We start from the raw sequence: 19,144 nt of genomic DNA on the forward strand, positions 1-19,144 counted from the left end.
TCGAAGGGGACTAGTCGTCGTGCGGACCCAGCCAGCGGGTCCGCGCGGAGAGCACCTGGAACTCGGGGTGGGCGGCCACCAGGCGCTCGCAGTGGTCGAGCACGTCGGTGACGTGCTCCGCATCGGCCGCCACCGCCGCCACCCCGATCAGGGCGCGGCGGTGCAGGTCCAGGTGGCCTGCCTCGGCGACCGACACCGCGTACTTCCGCCTGAGCTCGGCGACGACGGGCCGCACCACGGAACGCTTCTCCTTGATGGACCCGACGTCACCGAGCAGCAGGTCGAGCTCGAGGGCGCCGACGTACATGCCGTCAGCGCCCCCGAGAGGACGAGATCATCACTCGCGCGGCTTCTCCCGCATCTCGTAGGTCATGATCTTGTCGTCGACCTTGATGTCGTTGAACGACCCGAGCGTCAGACCGCACTCGTAGCCGTCGCGGACCTCGGTGGCGTCGTCCTTGAACCTCTTCAGCGAGTTGACCGTGAGGTTCTCGGCGACGACCGCACCGTCGCGGACCAGGCGCGCCTTGCCGTTGCGCCGGATGATCCCGTCGGTGACCAGGCAGCCGGCGATGGTGCCGACTCGCGAGGAGCGGAAGACCTCGCGCACCTCCGCGGTGCCGAGCTCGACCTCCTCGTAGATCGGCTTGAGCATGCCCTTGAGGGCCTGCTCGATCTCGTCGATCGCCTGGTAGATCACCGAGTAGTAGCGGATGTCGATGCCCTCGCGGGTGGCCAGCTCGGTGGCCTTGCCCTCGGCACGGACGTTGAAGCCCATGACGATGACGTTCGACGCGATCGCGAGGTTGATGTCGCCCTCGGTGATCGCACCGACCCCGCGGTGGAGGATCCGCAGCTGGACCTCCTCGCCCACGTCGATCTTCGTGAGCGCGTCCTCGAGTGCCTCGACGGTACCCGAGTTGTCGCCCTTGATGATCAGGTTGAGCTCGTTGGTCTCCTTGAGCGCCGCGTCCAGGTCCTCGAGGGACACGCGCTTGCGACGCGACGCCAGCTCGGCGTTGCGCTCGCGGGCACGGCGCCGGTCGGCGATCTGGCGGGCCACCCGGTCCTCGTCGACGACGAGGAAGGTGTCGCCCGCGCCGGGCACCGACGTGAAGCCGATGACCTGCACCGGGCGCGACGGCAGGGCCTCCTGCACGTCCTCGCCGAACTCGTCGAGCATCCGTCGCACACGGCCCGACGCGTCGCCCGCGACGACGGAGTCGCCGACGCGCAGCGTGCCGCGCTGGACCAGCACGGTGGCCACCGGGCCGCGACCGCGGTCGAGGTGCGCCTCGATCGCGACGCCCTGGGCCTCCATGTCGGGGTTCGCCCGCAGGTCCAGGGAGGCGTCCGCGGTCAGCAGGATCGCCTCGAGCAGCGACTCGATATTGATGTTCTGCCGCGCGGAGATGTCGACGAACATCGTCTCGCCGCCGTACTCCTCGGCGACCAGCCCGTACTCGGTGAGCTGCTGGCGGATCTTCTGAGGGTTCGCACCCTCCTTGTCGATCTTGTTCACCGCGACCACGATCGGCACGTCGGCCGCCTGGGCGTGGTTGATCGCCTCGACCGTCTGCGGCATGACGCCGTCGTCGGCCGCGACCACGATCACCGCGATGTCCGTGGACTTCGCACCACGGGCACGCATGGCGGTGAACGCCTCGTGACCCGGGGTGTCGATGAACGTGATCTGCCGCTCGTCGCCCTCCAGCTCGGTGTCGACCTGGTAGGCGCCGATGTGCTGGGTGATGCCGCCGGCCTCGCCCTCGGCCACCTTCGTCTTGCGGATGGTGTCCAGCAGGCGCGTCTTGCCGTGGTCGACGTGACCCATGATCGTGACGACCGGCGGGCGGGCCGCGAGGTCGTCCTCGTCGCCCTCGTCGGAGCCGTAGCTGATCGAGAACGACTCGAGCAGCTCGCGGTCCTCCTCCTCGGGGGACACGACCTGCACGTTGTAGTTCATCTCGCCGCCGAGCAGCTCGAGGACGTCGTCGGACACCGACTGGGTGGCCGTGACCATCTCACCGAGGTGGAACAGCACCTGCACGAGCGAGGCCGGGTTCGCGTCGATCTTCTCCGCGAAGTCGGTCAGCGAGGCGCCGCGGGGCAGCCGGACGGTCTCGCCCTTGCCCTTCGGCAGGCGGACGCCGCCGACCGACGGCGCCTGCATGTTGTCGAACTCCTGGCGCTTCTGCCGCTTCGACTTGCGACCACGGCGCGCGGGACCGCCGGGACGCCCGAAGGCACCCGCGGCTCCGCCGCCACGACCGCGGCCACCCGGACCACCGGGACGGCCGCCGCCACCGCGGAAGCCACCACCGCCGGCGGGAGCACCGCCGCCACCGGGGGGACCCCCGGGACGACCGCCGCCACCGGGACCGCCACGACCGCCGCCGGGGCCACCACGGCCGCCGCCGGGACCGCCACGGCCACCACCGGGACCGCCGGGCCCACCACGTCCGGGCGGACCGGCCGGGCGGGACGGCATCATGCCGGGGTTGGGGCGCGGGGGCATGTTGCCCGGGGTCGCGCCACCGGTGCCGCCGGGACGCGGCGGACGATCGCCGCCACCGGCCGCGGCGGCCGGACGCTCGCCGTCGCGCGGCGGGCGCGGCGCCGGGGCGTCGCCGTCACGCGGCGGCCGCGGGCCGCCCTGGCCGCCGCCGCCCTGACCGGGCTGCTGCGGCCGCTGCGGGCGCGGCGGGGCGCCGGAACCGACGCCGAACGGGTTGTTGCCGACGCGCGGCGACTTCGGGCCGGGCTTCGGCGCCGCGGGGCGCGGCGGGACGGTCGACGTGTCGCCGCCCTGGGTGTCGGACGCGGCCGCCGGACGCTGCTGCGGACCGGGGCGCGGGGCACCGCCGCCCTGGCCGCCGCCCTGGCGCTGGTCGCCGCCCGAGGGGCGGTCGCCGCCGGGACGCGGGATGCCGCCCGGACGGGGGCGGTCGCCGCCGCCGGGACGCGGACGGTCGCCGCCGCCGGCACCACTGCCGCCACTGCCACCGCCGCCGGGGCGCTGGCCCTGCGGGGCCGGGCGCTCGGTCGGTGCCGACGGCGCCGCCGAGGCGGAGGCCGCGGCGGGCGCGGACTGCTCCTGGCCGGGACGCGCGCCGGGGCGCGGACCGGGACGCGGGGCGCCACTGGAAGGGCTAGACGAGCCGGACGAGCCGGACGAGCCGGACGAGCCCGCCGAGCCGTTGCCGCCGCCCGAGGGCGCGGCACCGGGACGCGGGCCGGGGGCCGCGCCGGGGCGCGGGGCGCCGCCGGACGGACCGGGCTTGGGTCCACCACCGGGGCGCGGGCCGGGCGTGGCGCCCGGACGCGGGCTGCGGCCGGAGCCGCCGCCGTTGCCGCCGGCCATGGAGTCGCGCAGCTTGCGCGCGACGGGAGCCTCCACCGTCGAGGACGCCGACTTGACGAACTCGCCGAGGGACTCCAACTGCGTGAGTACCTGCTTGCTGGTGACGCCGAGCTCCTTCGCGAGCTCGTGCACCCGGGCCTTACCTGGCACTGATCTCCTCATTCTCGAGGTCAGCGGGTGGCCCGCGACCTCGTGTCTACGCCTGCGCCTTCATCGGGAGGGCTTCACGGCTGGCTCATGGGGGTCGACCTGCTTCCTCGTACTCACGCGACGGTCGTCGCGTGTCTGTGGCCCGGTGCCGGAGTCCGGATCGAGCAGTGCGCGCAGGGCTCCGGTGTCGAGCGGCCCCGGGACGCGTAGCGCCCGGGGGAACGCCGATCGGCGCTCCGCGCGAGTCAGGCAGTCCCGATCGGGGTGCAGCCACGCACCGCGACCGGGCAACCGATGTCGTGGATCGGGATCGACGACCCCGTCCGCGGCCACCACTCGCAGGAGTTCCGACGCCGAGGCCCGCGAACGGCAGCCGATGCAGGTGCGCACCGGGCCGTGGACGTCGTCGACACCGTCGGGACGATCACGATCCGGAGCCACCCCACGACCGGGCTCGCGGGTTCGGGCCACCGGTCACTCTACCGCGCCGCTCGAGGGCCGTTCGACCCCGCCACCGGAGACCCCGATCTCGGGCTCCTCGTCGTCGGCCGGGGGCGGCTCGGCATCCGAGCGGATGTCGATCCGCCATCCGGTGAGTCGTGCGGCGAGCCGGGCGTTCTGGCCCTCCTTGCCAATGGCGAGGGAGAGCTGGAAGTCCGGCACGACCACGCGGGCGGTGCGGGCCTTCGCGTCGACGACCGTCACGGAGACGACCTTCGACGGCGAGAGCGCGTTGCCGACGTACTCGGCGGGGTCGTCGGCCCAGTCGATGATGTCGATCTTCTCACCGTTGAGCTCGCTCATCACGCCGCGCACGCGGGCGCCCATCGGGCCGATGCAGGCGCCCTTCGCGCCGAGGCCCTGGACCTTCGACCGCACCGCGATCTTGGTGCGGTGCCCGGCCTCCCGGGCCACCGAGACGATCTCGACGTGGCCGGCGGCGATCTCGGGGACCTCGAAGGCGAACAGCCGCCGTACGAGGTTCGGGTGGGTCCGCGACAGCGTCACCTGCACGCCGCGCGGACCGCGGTTGACCCCGACCACGTAGCAGCGGATGCGGGCGCCGTGCTCGTAGCGCTCGCCCGGCACCTGCTCGGCGGCCGGCAGCACGCCCTCGATCGAGCCGATCTCCACGACCACCACGCCCCGGGCGTTGGCCCGCGCGTCGCGCTGGACGACGCCGGCGACGACCTCGCCCTCCTTGGCGGCGAACTCGCCGTAGGTGCGCTCGTGCTCCGCGTCGCGCAGACGCTGCACCACGATCTGGCGTGCCGTCGCCGCGGCGATACGTCCGAAACCCTCGGGGGTGTCGTCGTATTCCCCGAGGACCTCGCCGTCCTCGCCGGTCTCCGGCACCAGCACGGCCACGGCGCCGCTCTTGCGGTCGACCTCGACCCGGGCGCGCGGGTTCTCGCCGCCGTTCTGCTTGTAGGCGGTGAGCAGCGCGGTCTCGATCGCGGAGAGCACGGTCTCGAACGGGACCTCCTTGTCCCGCTCGATGGCGCGCAGCGCGGCGATGTCGACCTTCACGACCGATCCTCCTGTCCGTCCGCACCCACGGCGGCGGCCACGAGGGCCTCGACCTCCGAGGGCGGCGCCGGCTTGAACTCGACCTCCACGACGGCCTGCGTCACCTCGGCCAGCGGGACGTGGTGCAGCACCGGTCCGCGCGGGGTGCCCTCCGCCAGGGTGACGGTCGCGTCCTCGCCGTCGCCGTCTCCCACCGGGCCGACGCGCGCGCTGAGCGTGCTGCCGTCGGTGCGGGTGACCGCCGCGCGGCGCAGCCACGCCCGCCGCCAGTGGTGCGGGCGGGTCAGCGGCCGGTCGGTGCCCGGCGTGGTGACCTCGAGGGTGTACTCGCCCTCGGGGGTGTCGGTGCTGCTCTTCTCGTCCATCGCGTCCAGGACCTTCGAGAGCTCCCGGCTCACGCCGGCGACGGCGTCGAGGTCCGGGCCCGGGGCCGGCGGGTCGTGCGGGCCGGGCACCTCGGCGGTGTCCACCACGACACGCACGACCTGGCGGCGCCCGGCCGGGCGCACCTCGAGGTCGTCGAGCACGAAGCCGGCGGCCTCGACCACCTCGACGACGGTCGGGCGCAGGCGCTCGGCGGCGGGCGCGGCGGACGTCCCTGGGGACAACGGGGCTCCTCACGGGCGGGCCCGCCGCGGGCGCTCGGGTGGGGGTCCCCGGGGCGCGGAACGGGCGGGACGGAGTGGCGCCGGGGTGCCGGCGCGCAGTGGTCCAGCCTAGCGCTCGCCCCGCGACGGTCCCGCCGCGTGGCGCGGCCCGGCGGGCGGGGCGGCTGGCACACTGGCCCGCCGTGGTGGAGACGCCGGGAGTGGGCACGCCGCGGCGCGCGGTCCTGCGCGGCGCCGGCGCGGCGGTCGCGGGGGTCGCGGTCGTGGGGCTCACGGGGCTCGCCGCCGGCTGCGCCCGCGACGAGGGCCCCGACGAGCTCGAGGGCCCGCTCGCCGCGGCCCGCGCGGACGCCGCGACGGCGACGGCGGCGGTCGCCGCGTTCCCCGGGCTCGCCGACCGCCTGACCCCGCTCGCCGAGGCCCGCCGCGCCCACGCGGAGGCGCTCGCCGCCGAGATCCGCCGCGCGCGCCCGGACCGCGCGGCGGCGGTCGACGCCGCCCCCGCGCCCGCGCCGGCCCCCGCGAGCGCCGCGGAGGCCGTGACGGCGCTGAGCGGCTCGCTGGGCTCCGCGCGGGACGCCGCGGGCGCCCTGGCGCTCACGACCGCCTCGTACCGCTGCGGGCTGCTCACCTCGGTCGCGGCGAGCTGTGCCGGTCAGGCGACGGTGCTGGCATGACGTCACCGCCGGGCCCGCCCGCTCCCCCGCCGCTGTCCGACGACCTGCGCGACGCCGTGCTCGCCGCGCTCGGCACCGAGCACGCCGCGGTGTGGAGCTACGGGCTCGTCTCCGCCTTCGTGCCGCCGGCGACCACCGCCACGGTCACCGCCGCGTCGCTCGCCCACCGGGAGCGCCGCGACGCCGTGGTGGCGCTGCTCGCCCGCGAGGGCGTCACCCCGCCGGCGGGCGCCGCGGCCTACCGCCCGCCGGAGCCGGTGACGGACGCGACGTCGGCCGCCGTGCTCGCGGTCGTCGCCGAGGACGACGTCGCCGCCGCCTGGCGCGCCGTCGCCGAGCGGACCGAGGCCGACACCGGCGGCGAGCTGCGGCGCCTCGCGCTCGACGCCGTCACCGCGGCCGCGACGACCTCGGTGACCTGGCGCCGCCTCGCCGGCCGCACCCCGCTGGTGCCCGCCTTCCCGGGGGACGGCTCCGCCACGTGAGCGATCCGGGTCGCCCGGGCGACCCGGAACACTCACGAGGCCGGAGGCCCTCAGCGCAGGGCGAGCCCCGCGCGGGAGATGCGGTCGAGGGCGTCGCCGTCGGTGAAGTCCGGGTCGATGCCGTCGGCCTCGGCCACGACGACGCGGTCGCCGAGCTGGGCCGACGCGTAGCCCTGGCCGCTGAGCGCCGGCGGGGCGCCCGGGTAGCCGCGGCCCTCGCGCAGGAGGTCCGAGACGTTGCCGGTGCCGTTGCTGTCGACCAGCGAGCGGAACGCCGACGCGGTCGACGTGTCGGCCAGCTGGACGGTGGCCACCGCCACGACCACCTCCTGGCCCTCGGCGTTGCCCGACCACAGCGAGCGGTCGAGGTGCAGGCACCCGCGCTCGCGCAGGAAGTCCGCGGCGCGGTTGTAGGCGTGGCCCTCGCAGGAGACGTCGGTGGTGGCCACCTGGCGCGTGTAGGTCACGCCGTCGACGACGCGGGTCGCCGACGGGTCGGCCGGCGGGTCGCCCCCGGTGGCCGCACGCCCGACGAGGAACGCGAGGCCGAGCGCGACGAGGAACGCCGCCACGGCCGCGAGGGTCAGCCCGCGCCAGCCCCAGACCCACTCGGGCGCCCGGCGGCCGTAGCGCCCGGACCGCGCCGACCGGCCGGCGCGGGCGAGGGCGCCGATGCCGCCCCCGCTGCTGCCGGTCCGCGGCCGCGGCTCGGGGGGCGGGCCCGACGACTCGGGCGCCGACGCCGGCAGGCGGCCGGTCGGCGGGAGGCCCGCGGGCCGGGAGTCCGACGGGGAGTCGGGCCGGGAGTCCGACGGGGAGTCGGGCCGGGAGTCGGGCTGGGAGCTGCTCGCGTCCTGCACCGGCACCGGGGTCGTCTCGGGCGCCGCGCCGGCCTGCAGCGCCGGGGTGTCCGGGGTGAGGAACCCGGCCTCGGCGAGGCGGGCGTCGTCGGGGACGTGGTCGCCGAGGCGGAAGGCGACGAGGAGCCGGCGCAGGTCGGCGACGTCGAGCACGCGGAAGGAGCCCACGGGCGCGGTGAGCGCGGAGCGTGCGTCGTCCTCGGCGCCGGAACCGCCGACCCCGACGCTCGGCAGCACGCGGCGGGGCGCGGCGCAGGGCGGGTCGGTGAGGGTCAGCAGGCGGTCGAGCTCGTCGAGGACGGCCTGGGCGGTCGGTCCGCCTCCCGGCGAGCTGCTGCCCGCCGCGGGGAGCTCGGGGCGCTCGGGGCCCGGTCCGCCGCCGGCCACGACCGACTCCCGCGCGGCCTCGCGCTCGCCGGCGGGCAGGGCCGCGAGGCCGAGCACGCCGTCGGGGCGCACCAGGAGGGCGTCGAGGGGGCCGTCGGGCCCGCCCGGCAGCGCCACGGCGACGCCGGGCACCGGCGCACCCCGTTCCGCGTCCTCGAGCAGGGCGCGCACCCGCGCCACCCGCTCCGGAGCGATGCCGAGACGGGGATCGGGGGCCAGCACCAGCATCCGATCCTCCACGTTCGGGGGACATGGACCGCGCTCAACGTAGCCGAACGGGTCACGAACCGATCACAGACCCCGTCCGGCATGTCGTCACCCGGGACCTAGCGGGACAAGCGGCGACGCTCCCCCATCCGGGCCACCAGGGGAACGGCGACCCTCGCGACCCCCGGCAACGCCGCCGAGGTCCGCTGGAGCGCCGCGCGCCAGCCCGGCACGGTACGCATCGCCCGCCGGGACCCGAGCATCCCCATCCCCGCGTCGACGACCTCGTCCACGGAGAGCAGCCGGCTCCCGGTGAACAGCAGGGCCGAACTGGGCCGGTGGGCGACGTTGCTGACCAGCGAGGTGTCGACGACGTCCGGGCACAGCGCGCGCACCCGGATCGGCCGGCGCACCGAGGCCAGCTCGATGTCCAGGGCCTGCGAGTAGCTCAGCGCCGCGGCCTTGCTCGCGCCGTAGGTCGCGAAGCCCGGCGTCGGGCCGAGGCCGGAGAGCGAGACGACGTTGAGCACGTCGCCGCGGCGCATGACCTCCACCGCCGCGCGGCATCCGTGCACGACACCGAGCGTGTTGATCTCGAAGGTCGCGGCGACGTCCTCGTCGGTGGACTCCCACACCGTCGCCGTCGACAGCACCCCGGCGTTGTTGACCCAGACGGTGACGTCGCCGAGGTCGGCGGCCGCGAGCGCGACGGCGCGGTGCGCCGAGGGGTCGCGGACGTCGAGCGGCATGGGCGTCGCCGGGCCGTCGAGGGCCTGGGCGGTCGCCCGCGCGGCGTCGGCGTCGACGTCGGTGACGACGAGGTGGTGGCCGCGGGCCGACAGCGCGGCGGCGAGACCGGCGCCGATGCCCCGGCCTGCGCCGGTGACGACCGCGACGGCCACGCGTCCCTGTCCGGAATCGGGGTGCACGGCGGGCATTCTGGCCCGTCCGGCCGAGCGCCCTGCGCCTACCCTGGGCGCCCGTGTACAGCGAGGAGATCGAGGTCCGCACCGGCGACCGGGAGACCGTCCGGGACATCACCCGGGAGTGCGCCCGGTTCGTGGCGGGCGCCGACACCGCCGACGGGCTGCTGCACGTGTTCGTGCCGCACGCGACGGCCGGGGTGGCGATCATCGAGACGGGTGCCGGCAGCGACGGCGACCTGCTCACGCAGCTGCGCGAGCTGCTGCCCGCCGACGACCGGTGGTCGCACCGCCACGGCTCGCCCGGCCACGGCCGCGACCACGTGCTGCCCGCGATCGTCGCGCCGTCGATGTCGGTGCCGGTGCTCGGCGGGCAGCTGGCGCTGGGCACCTGGCAGTCGGTCTGCCTCGTGGACACCAACGGCGACAACCCCACCCGGATGGTGCGCCTGAGCCTGCTAGGCGGGTGAGGGCTCGCAGGAGTCGGCGAGGCCCTCCGGGCTCGTGGCGTGGTCGAGCGCCAGGGCCGCGGCGCCGTACAGCGCGCCGTCGTCGCCGTGCAGGGCGTCCAGCACGGGCACCGGGTCGTCGCGGCGGAAGGCCATGAGGCCGCGGACGTAGGCCTCCTCGAAGCCCGGCGCGGCCCGCAGCCCGCGGGCGAGCCCGCCGAGCACGACGACGTCGGGGTCGTGGACGTGCACCAGGCCCGCGATGCCCCGGCCGAGCGCCGCGGCGGCCCCGCACACGGCGTCGACGGCGGCCGGGTCCCCGCCGGCGGCGCGCTCGAGCACCGCGACGGCGTACGAGCGCGGGTCGCCCGGCTCCGGGTCCCCGAGGCGGCGGGCGAGCGCCCGGCCGTCGACCTCCGGGCCCCAGCAGCCCCGCGCCCCGCACGAGCACGGGCGCGCCGGGTCGCCGAAGGGCAGGTGCCCGTACTCCCCCGCCTGCCCGTGCGCGCCGAGGTGCGGCAGGCCGTCGAGCAGCAGCGCGCCGCCGAGGCCGACCTCCACGGTGAGGAAGACCGCGGTCGCCGCCCCCGCGGCCGCGCCGGTGCGTGCCTCGGCGACGCCGGCGAGCGTCGCGTCGTTGCCGAGACGCAGCGGGACCCCCTCGAGCGCGTCCACGACCGGCCCCAGGTCCACGGCGTCCCACGCCAGCTCGGTGGCGCGCACCAGGCCGTCGGCGGAGACCGGTGCGGGCGCCGCGAGGCCGACGGCGACCGTGCGATGCCCGGCGGCGAGGTCGGCGACGGCGGTGCGCAGGGCGGCGGCGACGTGCCCGGGGTCGCGGTCGTGGCGCGCGGACGAGACCTCGGTGACGCGGCCGTCGAGCCCCGCGAGGCCGACCCGCCAGTCCTCGTGGCGGACGTCGACGGCCACCACGCGCGGGCCGTCCGGCGCCGGCTCCAGCGTGGTGGTCGGGCGCCCGCGGCCCTGGACGGGCGCGCGGTGCTCGCAGATCCAGCCTGCGTCGCGCAGGCGCGTGACCGTCTCGGTGACCGACGCGCTGGACAGGCCGAGGCGCCGGGCGAGCTCGACGCGGGTCAGGCCCGGGCGGCGCCGGACCTCGCCGAGGACCTCCGCCTTCGTGCGCCAGCGGTCCACGCGGGCGCGACCGGGCTCACGTCCCGTCTCCGTTGACGCGCTCATGGACCCGATTATGCTCGGACAACGAGAATATTAGCTACTCCCGTCTCGGAAGGACCCGCCGTGACCCTGCACGCCGAGGCGCCCGCTCGCCGGGTGACCTGCGGTTTCACCGCCGTGCTCCTGGACATGGACGGCACCCTGGTCGACTCCGACGCCGCCGTCGAGCGGTCCTGGCGCAAGTGGGCGCGCCGCTGGGGCGCCGATCCCGCCGCCGTGCTGGCCGTGATGACCGGGCACCCCGCCGAGAGCACCGTGCGCCGCGTCCGCCCCGACCTGGACGAGGCGCTGGTCGTCGCCGCGACCCGCGACCACCTCGAGCACGAGTACGTCGACCTCGCCGACGTCGTCGCCGCCCCCGGCGCCCACGACCTCGTCGCGCACCTCGACGCCACCCACACGCCGTGGGCGGTCGTGACCAGCGCGGACGCCCGCCTCGCCCGGGCGCGCCTCGGCGCCGCCGGCATCGAGGCGCCCGTGATCGTGCCCCGCGACATGGTCGCCGAGGGCAAGCCGGCCCCGGACGGCTACCTCATGGCCGCCGACTTCCTCGCCGTCGACCCGACCGACTGCCTCGTCGTCGAGGACTCCGCGGTCGGCGTCGCCGCCGGGCGCGCCGCCGGGGCGACCGTCGCCGGCCTGCGCGGCCAGCCCGCCGACATCCCGGTCGACTCCCTGTCCGACGTCGTCCCGACGCTGCTCGCGGCCGAGATCCAGCCAGCCGAGATCCAGCCAGCCGAGATCCAGCCAGCCGAGATCCAGCAGGAGGTGACCGCATGACCCCGCCGACCTCGACCGAGGCCGCCCCGCAGACCTCGGCTCCCCCGCAGCGGACGGCACCGGCCCGGGGCTCGCGCGTCCCCGCCGGCGTCAGCCTCGCCGCGCTCTCGCTCGGCGGCCTCGCGATCGGCACCACCGAGTTCGCGAGCATGGGCGTGCTGCCCGGCTTCGCCGCCGACCTCGGGGTCTCGGTGCCCACCGCGGGCGCCGCGATCAGCGCCTACGCCCTCGGCGTGGTGTTCGGCGCCCCGCTGATCGCCCTGCTCGGCGCGCGGTGGCCCCGCAAGCGCCTCGTCGTCGCGCTGGCCGTGTTCCTCGTCGTCGCCAACGCCCTGTCGGCGCTCGCGCCGTCGTTCGTGCCGTTCGTCGCCCTGCGCTTCCTCTCCGGGCTGCCCCACGGCGCCTACTTCGGCACCGCCGCGGTGCTCGGGGCGGCGCTCGTGCCCCCGGAGCGGCGCGCCCGCGCGCTCGCGACCGTGATGCTCGGGCTGACCGTCGCGAACATCATCGGCGTGCCCGCCGCGACGTGGCTGGGCGACTCCTTCGGCTGGCGCAGCGCTTATGTCGCCGTCACGGTCATCGCGCTGATCACCGTGCTCGCCGTCGTCACGCTGGTGCCCAGCCCCGCGGACGACCGCGGCGGCAGCCTGAGCAACGAGCTCACGGCGCTGCGGCGCCCGCAGGTGTGGCTCACCCTCGGGGTGATCTCCGCGGGGTTCGGCGGCATGTTCGCCGTCTACAGCTACATCAGCCCGATCCTGACCAACCAGGCCGGCGTCGCGACGTCGCTGGTGCCGCTGCTGCTCGGCGCGCTGGGCGTCGGCATGACCGTCGGCAACATCGCCGGCGGCCGCTTCGCCGAGAAGGCCCCGCGGGCGACGATCGCGATCGCGCTGGTCGCCTACGCCGCGGTGCTGCTCGCGTTCACGGTCGCGGCGAGCAACGCGGTCACCGCGACGATCGGGCTCTTCGCGCTCGGCTTCGTGGGCATGTCGGCCGGGCCCGCGCTCATGGGCCGCCTGATCGACTTCGCCGCCGAGGGCCCGTCGCTCGCGGCGGCGAGCTTCCACTCGGCGTTCAACGTCGCCAACGCGGTCGGCGCGGCGCTCGGCGGGGTCGTCCTCGCCGCGGGCCTGGGCTGGTCGGCCCCGGCCGCCGTCGGCGCGGTCCTGCCGCTGCTGGGCCTCGCCGTGCTGGGGGTCTCGGTCCGGATGGAGCGACGCACGGTCACGGACTAGCCCGGGCCGGCCGACGGGAGTCGGCGGGAGCGTGACGAGAGCGGCGTGAGAGCGGCCGCGGTGACTCTGGGTGTCCAGCGCACGGACACACCCGGAGGAACCCATGACGACGTCCGCCCCCGCCACCCCCGCCGCCACCCCCGCAGTCTCCTTCGTCGGCGCCACCGGCCCCGCCCTGCGCACCGGTGACGAGGCCTTCGACGCCCAGCTCGAACGCTCGATGTCGGCCGCGATGCGCGGGAGCGCCGACCTCGGGGAGGTGGCCGCGACCGTCGCGCGCATCGCCCCGGGCGACCTCGGTTCGTGGCGGCGGGAGTGGCGCGCGACGGGCGACGCGGTCCGGGCCGACGGCGACGCGAGCCTGGCCGCCGGCCACACCGTCAGCGCGCGGCGCTGCTTCCTGCGCGCCGCCGAGTACTACCGCCAGGCGTTCTTCTTCAACCGCACCGACATCACCCGCCAGGACCTCCTGGACGACCACGCCGCGCACGTGAGCGCCTTCCGCGCCGCCGTGCCGCTGATGACCCACCACGTCGAGCGCATGGAGGTCGAGCGCGACGGCGTCGTCGCGGCCGGCTACCTCCTGCGCCCCGCGGGTCCCGACGTCCCGCGCCCGACCGTGCTCGGCCCGGCCGGCTACGACGGCACCGCCGAGAGCAGCTACCTCGACCAGGCGTTCGGCGCCCTCGAGTACGGCATGAACTGTCTGGTCTTCGAGGGCCCGGGGCAGGGCGGCGTCCTCTACGAGCGGGGCCTGCCGCTGCGGCCGGACTTCGAGGCCACGCTGACCCCGGTGGTCGACTGGCTGGTCGCGCAGCCGGGCGTCGACCCCGCCGCGATCGTCCTGCTCGGGCGCAGCTTCGGCGGCTACCTCGCGCCCCGCGGCGCCGCGCGCGAACCCCGCATCGCCGCGCTGGTCTGCGACCCCGCCCAGTACGACTTCGCCGCGACGATCCGCGGCCGCCTCGGCGACCAGGCCTGGCAGCGCCTGCAGGACGACGACCCGACCCTCGAGGCCGACCTCGCCGGCCTGCTCGCCGACCCGCAGCGCGCCAACGACTTCCGCTGCCGCATGGCCACCCACGGCGTCGCGACGCTGACCGACTACTTCCGCGCGCTCGCCACGTTCACCCTCGACGGTCTCGCCGGCGGGATCACCTGCCCCACGCTGGTGATCGAGGCCGAGGGCGACTTCGCGAGCCAGGGGCAGACCGAGCCGCTCGCCGCCGCCCTCGGCGGTCCCGTGACCCGGCGCCGGTTTACCGCCGCCGAGGGCGCGGGCGGGCACTGCGAGGGGCTCGGTCAGTTCCGGCTCGAGCGCGTCGTGTTCGACTGGTTCGCCGACGCGCTCGCCCAGCGGACGGGGCCGGCGTCGTGACGGCGACGGCGGCTCCCTCGTCGACCCATCCGCTGCCGCCTCCGTGGCGGTCGACCAAGCGGGACCTCGACGAGCCCGGCCTGCAGTTCCCGGGGCGGCGCACCGGCGCCGACTACCGGTACTTCGCCCTCGCGGTCGCGACGACCTTCGGGGCGACCGACGTCAGCATCACGACGCCTGCTGATCGAGATCCTGCACTGAGCGATCGCTGACTCACCGTGAGCAGTTGGGCCAACAGGGTGGTGCGCGATGCGGTGTCCTGGATCTAGTGTCGGCCGGTGCGGGTGCGCGACCTGGGCCCTCTCCTGGTGGAGACCGACGGCGTCGAGCGACCCTGTCCGGGCACGAAGCAGGCCGCGATCCTGGCGACGCTCACGATCCACGCCAACCGGCGCGTGCCCGTCGAGGACCTCGTGGTCGCGGGCTGGGGATACGACGCCGACGCCAGCACCTCCAGCGTGGAGAACCACCTCTGGCGCCTGCGCCGCATCCTCGAACCGACCCGCCCCCGCGCCCTCGCATCGTGCCTCGCGAGCGACACCGGTGGCTACCGGCTCTCCATCCCCCCGGACGACGTCGACTCCCGGCGCTTCGAACGGCTCGCCGCCATGACCGGCGAGGACGCCGACCCCACCGCGACGCTGCAGCGCTGCGAGGAGGCGCTGGACCTGTGGCGCGGCGCGCCGTACGAGGTCGTCGCGCACGCCACCGCCACGGCCGCCGTCGTCGCCCGGCTCGAGGAGCTGCGCGGTCAGGTCGCCGAGCGGCGGCTGGCCGCGCTGCTGGCGCTCGGGCGTCCCGACCGGGTGCTGGTCGACCTCGAACCGCTCCAGCTCGAGCACCCGTTCCGCGAACGCCTCTGGGCGCTGCGGATGTCGGCGCTCGCCGACCTCGGCCGCACCGAGGAGGCCCTCGCGACCTTCCGCCGGGTGCGCACGCTGCTGCGCGACGAGCTCGGGCTCGACCCCGGCCGCGAGCTCCAGGACGTGCACCGGGCGGTGATGGCGCAGGAGCAGGCACCGCACGGACCGCCCGCACCGTCCGGACCGCCCGCACCGTCCGGACCGCCCGCACCGCCCGCACCGGCCCCCGTCGACGCGCCGGCGCCCCGCCATCTGCCCGTCCGCCCGGGAGTGCTCGTCGGGCGCGCCCGCGAGCTGGGCGAGCTGGCCGACGCCCTCGCGACCACCGGTCTGACGACGATCACCGGACCCGGCGGCTGCGGGAAGACGCGCCTGGCGATCCAGGCGGCCCGCGACGGGGCCGGGCGGTTCGCCGACGGCGTCTGGTTCGTCGACCTGACCGAGGTCGTCGCCGGCCGCCCCGTCGCGGACATGATCGTCTCGCGGCTCGGCCTGCTCCCCGACGACACCGGGCCCGAGGGCGTCCTGCGGGCGTTCGTCCGCGACCGCCGCGCCCTGGTGGTGCTGGACAACTGCGAGCACGTGATCGACGCCGTGGCGACGCTGGTCGAGGAGCTGCTGGCTCCCCATGATGCGCACGACGTGCGGGCCACCCTGCTCGCCACCAGCCGCGAGCCCCTCGACGTCGACGGCGAGGACGTCCGGGTGCTCGGCCCGCTGGCGCTGGACGGCGGGCCCGCGGGGCCGTCCCCCGCCGCCGAGCTGTTCCTCGCACGGGCCGGCGACGGCTCGGCGACGGACGACGTCGCCCTGGTCGAACGCATCTGCCGCGCCGTCGACGGCCTCCCGCTCGCCGTCGAGCTGGCCGCGGCGCGGTCCCGCTCGTTCAGCCTCGCCGAGATCGCCGAGCAGGCCACCACCGATCCGGGCGGGCTGGGCCGCGTCGGCCGGGGGCCGGCCGACCACCGCCGCACCGTGCGCGAGGCGATCGAGTGGAGCCACCGCCTGCTGGACGCCGACGAGCAGGTCGTGCACCGCGCCCTGTCGGTGCTGCCGGGGCCGTTCACGCTGCCCGCCGCCGCGGCGGTCATCGGTCCCGCCCTCGACGTCGCCGACGTCCCGACCCTGCTCGCGCGCCTCGAGCACCGGTCGCTGCTGGTCGCGACGCCGCCGTCGCGTCCGGGCCGGTCGACGGTGTTCCGCCAGCTCGACACCGTGCGCGCCCACGGTCGTCACCACCTCGCCGCGTCCGGGGACGAGCCGCGCACCCTCGCACGGCGCGACGCGTGGGTGCTCGGCGTGCTCGCCGCGCGTCCCCGGCTGGGCCGCGCCGCGGAGGCCGACTGGTACGACCTCGTCGAGGAGAACTGGCCGGTGGTGCGGGCGACGCTGGACGACCTCCTGACCGACGCCCCGGACCCGCGGGCGCTGCGTCTGGGCGCCGAGCTGCTCTGGTTCGGCTACTACCGCACGCGGGTGCACGAGCTCGGGCGCTGGCTCGACCGCGCCGCCCCCGCGACCGGGACCGACGCCGACGGGCTGACCGTGCGGTTCGCGCACGCCGGCGCCCGCATCCTGCTCGGCGACCTCGAGGGCGGCGGCCCGATGCTCCGCGACGTCGTCGGGCACCTCGACACCCTCGACGTCGCTTCCGCCGACCCCGTGTCGCTGCGCGCGATGGTCGAGATCGCCTTCGCGGGCGCCGGGTCCGCGTGGACCCACAACGACTGGGAGCTCCTCGGGCACGGCTGCGACCACCTCGCGCCGGCGGCGGCCGCGCTCGCCGACCCCGACGTCACCCTGGTGCTCGAGGCGTTCGCGACCGCCGCCGGGCTGGGCTCGACCAACCCCGGCGTCCTCACCGGCCTGACGGCACGGGCCACCGCGATCCACGACCGCGCGGTCGCGCGCGACAACGTCTGCGCGATCTGGGTGTCCTGCGCGGTCGACAACATCGTCGCCCAGCTCGTCGGCGACGCGGACGCGGGCATCACCTGGACCGAGCGGCTGCTCGTCGCGACGACCCGGATGGGCAGCGGCGGCACCGGGGTCTACGTGGAGGCCATGGCGAACCTGCTGGTCATGCGCGGCGAGCCCGCGGAGGCCGCCGTCTGGTACTCCTCGGCGTACACGCAGACCCGCCGGGCGGGCATGGTGTGGCCGGCGCGCGAGCACACCCCGGGCCTGATGGACCGCGCCCGGGCGGAGCTCGGCGACGACGCCCACGCGCGGGCGTGGCGCGAGGGCGCCGCACTGACGACCGACGAGCTGATGGCGCGCCGCGCGGAGCTCGTCAGGAGCTGAGCTCGGCGACCACGTCGTCGACGGGCACCTCGCGGCGCTCGCCGGAGGCGCGGTCGGTCACCTCGACGACGCCGCTCGCGAGCCCGCGCCCGACGGTCACCGTGGTCGGCATCCCGAGCAGCTCGGCGTCGGCGAACTTGACCCCGGGCGAGGCCTTGCGGTCGTCGAGCAGGACGTCGAGCCCCGCGCCGGCGAGGCCGTCGGCGATGCCCGTGGCCGCCTCGGCCTGGGCGGGGTCCTTGCCGGCGATCACGATGTGCACCGCGTACGGCGCGACCTCCGCGGGCCACACGAGGCCCTTGGCGTCGGCGTGCTGCTCGGTGATCGCGGCGACGGCGCGGGTGACGCCGACGCCGTAGGAGCCCATGGTCACCGTCGCGGGCTTGCCGTCGGCCCCGAGGGCGGTGAGCCCGAGCGCCTCGGCGTACTTGCGGCCGAGCTGGAAGATGTGGCCCATCTCGATGCCGCGCGCGGCGACCAGGGGCCCGCCGCCGTCGGGCGACGGGTCGCCCTCGCGGACCTCGGCGGCCTCGATGGTCCCGTCGGGGGTGAAGTCGCGGCCCGCGACCAGGTCGACGACGTGCCGGCCGTCCTCGTCGGCGCCGGTGACCCAGGCCGTGCCGGTGACGACGCGGGGGTCGACGAGGTAGCGCACGCCGTTCTTCGCGAGCCCGACCGGGCCGATGTAGCCCTTGGTGAGGAAGCGGTTCGCGGCGAAGTCGGCGTCCTCGAGCAGCGCCACCTCGGCCGGCGACACCGACGCCTCGAGGCGCTTCATGTCGACCTCGCGGTCGCCGGGGACCCCGACGCCGAGAAGGGTCCACTCGCTCGCCCCGGGCAGGCGCGTCTTGACCATGACGTTCTTGAGGGTGTCGGCGGCCGTGAATGTCCGGCCCAGCCCGAGGGTGTTCACGTGGTCGACGAGCGTCTCGATCGTCGGCGTGTCCGGGGTGTCGTACACGACGGCCTCGGGCTTGTCCTCGACCGGCTCGTCGGGCGGCGCGGGCGTCGTCACGGCCTCGACGTTGGCGGCGAAGCCCGTCGCGGGGCAGCGCACGTAGGTGTCCTCGCCGGCGTCGCAGGGCGCGAGGAACTCCTCGGACGCCGAGCCGCCCATCGCGCCCGACATCGCCGAGACGATCTGCACCTCGAGCCCGAGCCGGGCGAAGATCCGCTGGTAGGCCTCGCGGTGCTTCGCGTAGGACTCGCGCAGGCCCTCGTCGGTGAGGTCGAACGAGTACGAGTCCTTCATGACGAACTCGCGGCCGCGCAGGATGCCCGCGCGCGGACGCTCCTCGTCGCGGTACTTGTTCTGGACCTGGTAGAGCGTCACCGGGAAGTCGCGGTAGGAGCTGGTCTCCCCCTTGACCATGAGGGTGAACAGCTCCTCGTGCGTGGGCCCGAGCAGGTAGTCGGCCTTCTTGCGGTCCTTGAGGCGGAAGAGCGTGTCGCCGTACTCGGTCCAGCGGCCGGTGGCCTCGTAGGGCTCGCGGGGCAGCAGGGCCGGGAAGTGGACCTCCTGGCCGCCGATCGCATCCATCTCGTCGCGGATGATCTTCTCGACGCGGCGCAGGACCTTCATGCCCAGCGGCAGCCACGAGTAGATGCCCGGCGCGACCCGGCGGACGTACCCCGCGCGCACGAGCAGCTTGTGGCTGATCACCTCGGCGTCGGCCGGGTCCTCGCGCAGCGTGCGCAGGAACAGACCGGACATCCGCGTGACCCCTCGTGCCATGTTCCGAGC

General features: G+C 76.1%; 17 protein-coding genes. 8 read left to right on the plus strand and 9 right to left on the minus strand.

The genetic code is table 11. The features are described 5' to 3' along the window. Positions 1 to 10: 10 nt before the first annotated feature. From WCD58_RS04805 to rimP, 5 genes are read right to left on the minus strand one after another with little or no spacing between them, the layout of a single operon-like run. On the minus strand, positions 11 to 307 hold the full coding sequence (locus WCD58_RS04805; RefSeq protein WP_337700024.1) for a DUF503 domain-containing protein: 297 nt from the start codon (positions 305 to 307) through the stop codon (positions 11 to 13). A gap of 30 nt (positions 308 to 337) precedes the next feature. After that, positions 338 to 3,514, minus strand: a complete 3,177-nt coding sequence (gene infB, locus WCD58_RS04810; RefSeq protein WP_337700026.1) for a translation initiation factor IF-2 — start codon at positions 3,512 to 3,514, stop codon at positions 338 to 340. A gap of 60 nt (positions 3,515 to 3,574) precedes the next feature. Continuing rightward, positions 3,575 to 3,985 carry a YlxR family protein gene (locus tag WCD58_RS04815; protein ID WP_373696181.1) on the minus strand — a complete coding sequence of 137 codons (411 nt, stop codon included), beginning with the start codon at positions 3,983 to 3,985 and terminating at the stop codon, positions 3,575 to 3,577. Between the two features lie 3 nt (positions 3,986 to 3,988). Further along, positions 3,989 to 5,044 carry a transcription termination factor NusA gene (gene nusA / locus WCD58_RS04820; protein WP_337700030.1) on the minus strand — a complete coding sequence of 352 codons (1,056 nt, stop codon included), beginning with the start codon at positions 5,042 to 5,044 and terminating at the stop codon, positions 3,989 to 3,991. Continuing rightward, positions 5,041 to 5,652, minus strand: coding sequence for a ribosome maturation factor RimP (gene rimP, locus WCD58_RS04825; protein WP_337700032.1), 612 nt, complete (start codon positions 5,650 to 5,652; stop codon positions 5,041 to 5,043). Before rimP ends, nusA begins: the two co-directional genes overlap by 4 nt. A gap of 182 nt (positions 5,653 to 5,834) precedes the next feature. Here rimP and WCD58_RS04830 point away from each other — a divergent pair, with 182 nt between their 5' ends. Together WCD58_RS04830 and WCD58_RS04835 are read left to right on the plus strand one after the other, a co-directional pair. Continuing rightward, positions 5,835 to 6,329, plus strand: coding sequence for a hypothetical protein (locus WCD58_RS04830; RefSeq protein ID WP_337700034.1), 495 nt, complete (start codon positions 5,835 to 5,837; stop codon positions 6,327 to 6,329). Beyond that, on the plus strand, positions 6,326 to 6,814 hold the full coding sequence (locus tag WCD58_RS04835; RefSeq protein ID WP_337700036.1) for a ferritin-like domain-containing protein: 489 nt from the start codon (positions 6,326 to 6,328) through the stop codon (positions 6,812 to 6,814). Before WCD58_RS04830 ends, WCD58_RS04835 begins: the two co-directional genes overlap by 4 nt. A 50-nt stretch (positions 6,815 to 6,864) precedes the next feature. On the opposite strand, the gene WCD58_RS04840 is transcribed toward WCD58_RS04835, so the two are convergent. Both WCD58_RS04840 and WCD58_RS04845 read right to left on the minus strand, forming a co-directional pair. Continuing rightward, complete coding sequence (locus WCD58_RS04840) at positions 6,865 to 8,289, minus strand: hypothetical protein (RefSeq protein WP_337700038.1); 1,425 nt, start codon at positions 8,287 to 8,289, stop codon at positions 6,865 to 6,867. Positions 8,290 to 8,387: 98 nt separating this feature from the next. Next, the gene (locus WCD58_RS04845; protein ID WP_337700040.1) at positions 8,388 to 9,197 is read right to left on the minus strand and encodes an SDR family NAD(P)-dependent oxidoreductase; all 810 of its coding nucleotides are present in this window, start codon (positions 9,195 to 9,197) and stop codon (positions 8,388 to 8,390) included. Positions 9,198 to 9,250: 53 nt separating this feature from the next. Here WCD58_RS04845 and WCD58_RS04850 point away from each other — a divergent pair, with 53 nt between their 5' ends. Then, complete coding sequence (locus tag WCD58_RS04850) at positions 9,251 to 9,661, plus strand: secondary thiamine-phosphate synthase enzyme YjbQ (RefSeq protein ID WP_337700042.1); 411 nt, start codon at positions 9,251 to 9,253, stop codon at positions 9,659 to 9,661. On the opposite strand, the gene WCD58_RS04855 is transcribed toward WCD58_RS04850, so the two are convergent. After that, complete coding sequence (locus WCD58_RS04855; RefSeq protein ID WP_337700044.1) at positions 9,650 to 10,840, minus strand: ROK family transcriptional regulator; 1,191 nt, start codon at positions 10,838 to 10,840, stop codon at positions 9,650 to 9,652. The two genes, WCD58_RS04850 and WCD58_RS04855, sit on opposite strands and share 12 nt — an antisense overlap. Positions 10,841 to 10,900: 60 nt before the next feature. Between WCD58_RS04855 and WCD58_RS04860 the strand changes: the two genes are divergently transcribed. From WCD58_RS04860 to WCD58_RS04880, 5 genes are all read left to right on the plus strand, one after another. Next, positions 10,901 to 11,617 carry an HAD-IA family hydrolase gene (locus WCD58_RS04860; protein ID WP_337700047.1) on the plus strand — a complete coding sequence of 239 codons (717 nt, stop codon included), beginning with the start codon at positions 10,901 to 10,903 and terminating at the stop codon, positions 11,615 to 11,617. After that, positions 11,614 to 12,855 (plus strand): MFS transporter, encoded by a 1,242-nt coding sequence (locus WCD58_RS04865; protein WP_337700049.1) that lies wholly within the window; start codon positions 11,614 to 11,616, stop codon positions 12,853 to 12,855. The genes WCD58_RS04860 and WCD58_RS04865 overlap by 4 nt, the downstream gene beginning before the upstream one ends. Positions 12,856 to 12,958: 103 nt before the next feature. Then, entirely contained in the window at positions 12,959 to 14,233 is a 1,275-nt protein-coding gene (locus WCD58_RS04870; protein WP_337700051.1) for an alpha/beta fold hydrolase, read from the plus strand. Continuing rightward, on the plus strand, positions 14,230 to 14,445 hold the full coding sequence (locus WCD58_RS04875) for a hypothetical protein (RefSeq protein WP_337700053.1): 216 nt from the start codon (positions 14,230 to 14,232) through the stop codon (positions 14,443 to 14,445). Before WCD58_RS04870 ends, WCD58_RS04875 begins: the two co-directional genes overlap by 4 nt. Positions 14,446 to 14,511: 66 nt before the next feature. Continuing rightward, the gene (locus WCD58_RS04880; protein ID WP_337700055.1) at positions 14,512 to 17,400 is read left to right on the plus strand and encodes an AfsR/SARP family transcriptional regulator; all 2,889 of its coding nucleotides are present in this window, start codon (positions 14,512 to 14,514) and stop codon (positions 17,398 to 17,400) included. On the opposite strand, the gene WCD58_RS04885 is transcribed toward WCD58_RS04880, so the two are convergent. After that, complete coding sequence (locus tag WCD58_RS04885; RefSeq protein WP_337700057.1) at positions 17,390 to 19,135, minus strand: proline--tRNA ligase; 1,746 nt, start codon at positions 19,133 to 19,135, stop codon at positions 17,390 to 17,392. The genes WCD58_RS04880 and WCD58_RS04885 overlap by 11 nt on opposite strands. Positions 19,136 to 19,144 lie beyond the last annotated feature (9 nt).

The organism is Actinomycetospora flava (genome assembly GCF_037400335.1).
Classification (GTDB): Bacteria; Actinomycetota; Actinomycetes; order Mycobacteriales; family Pseudonocardiaceae; genus Actinomycetospora; species Actinomycetospora flava.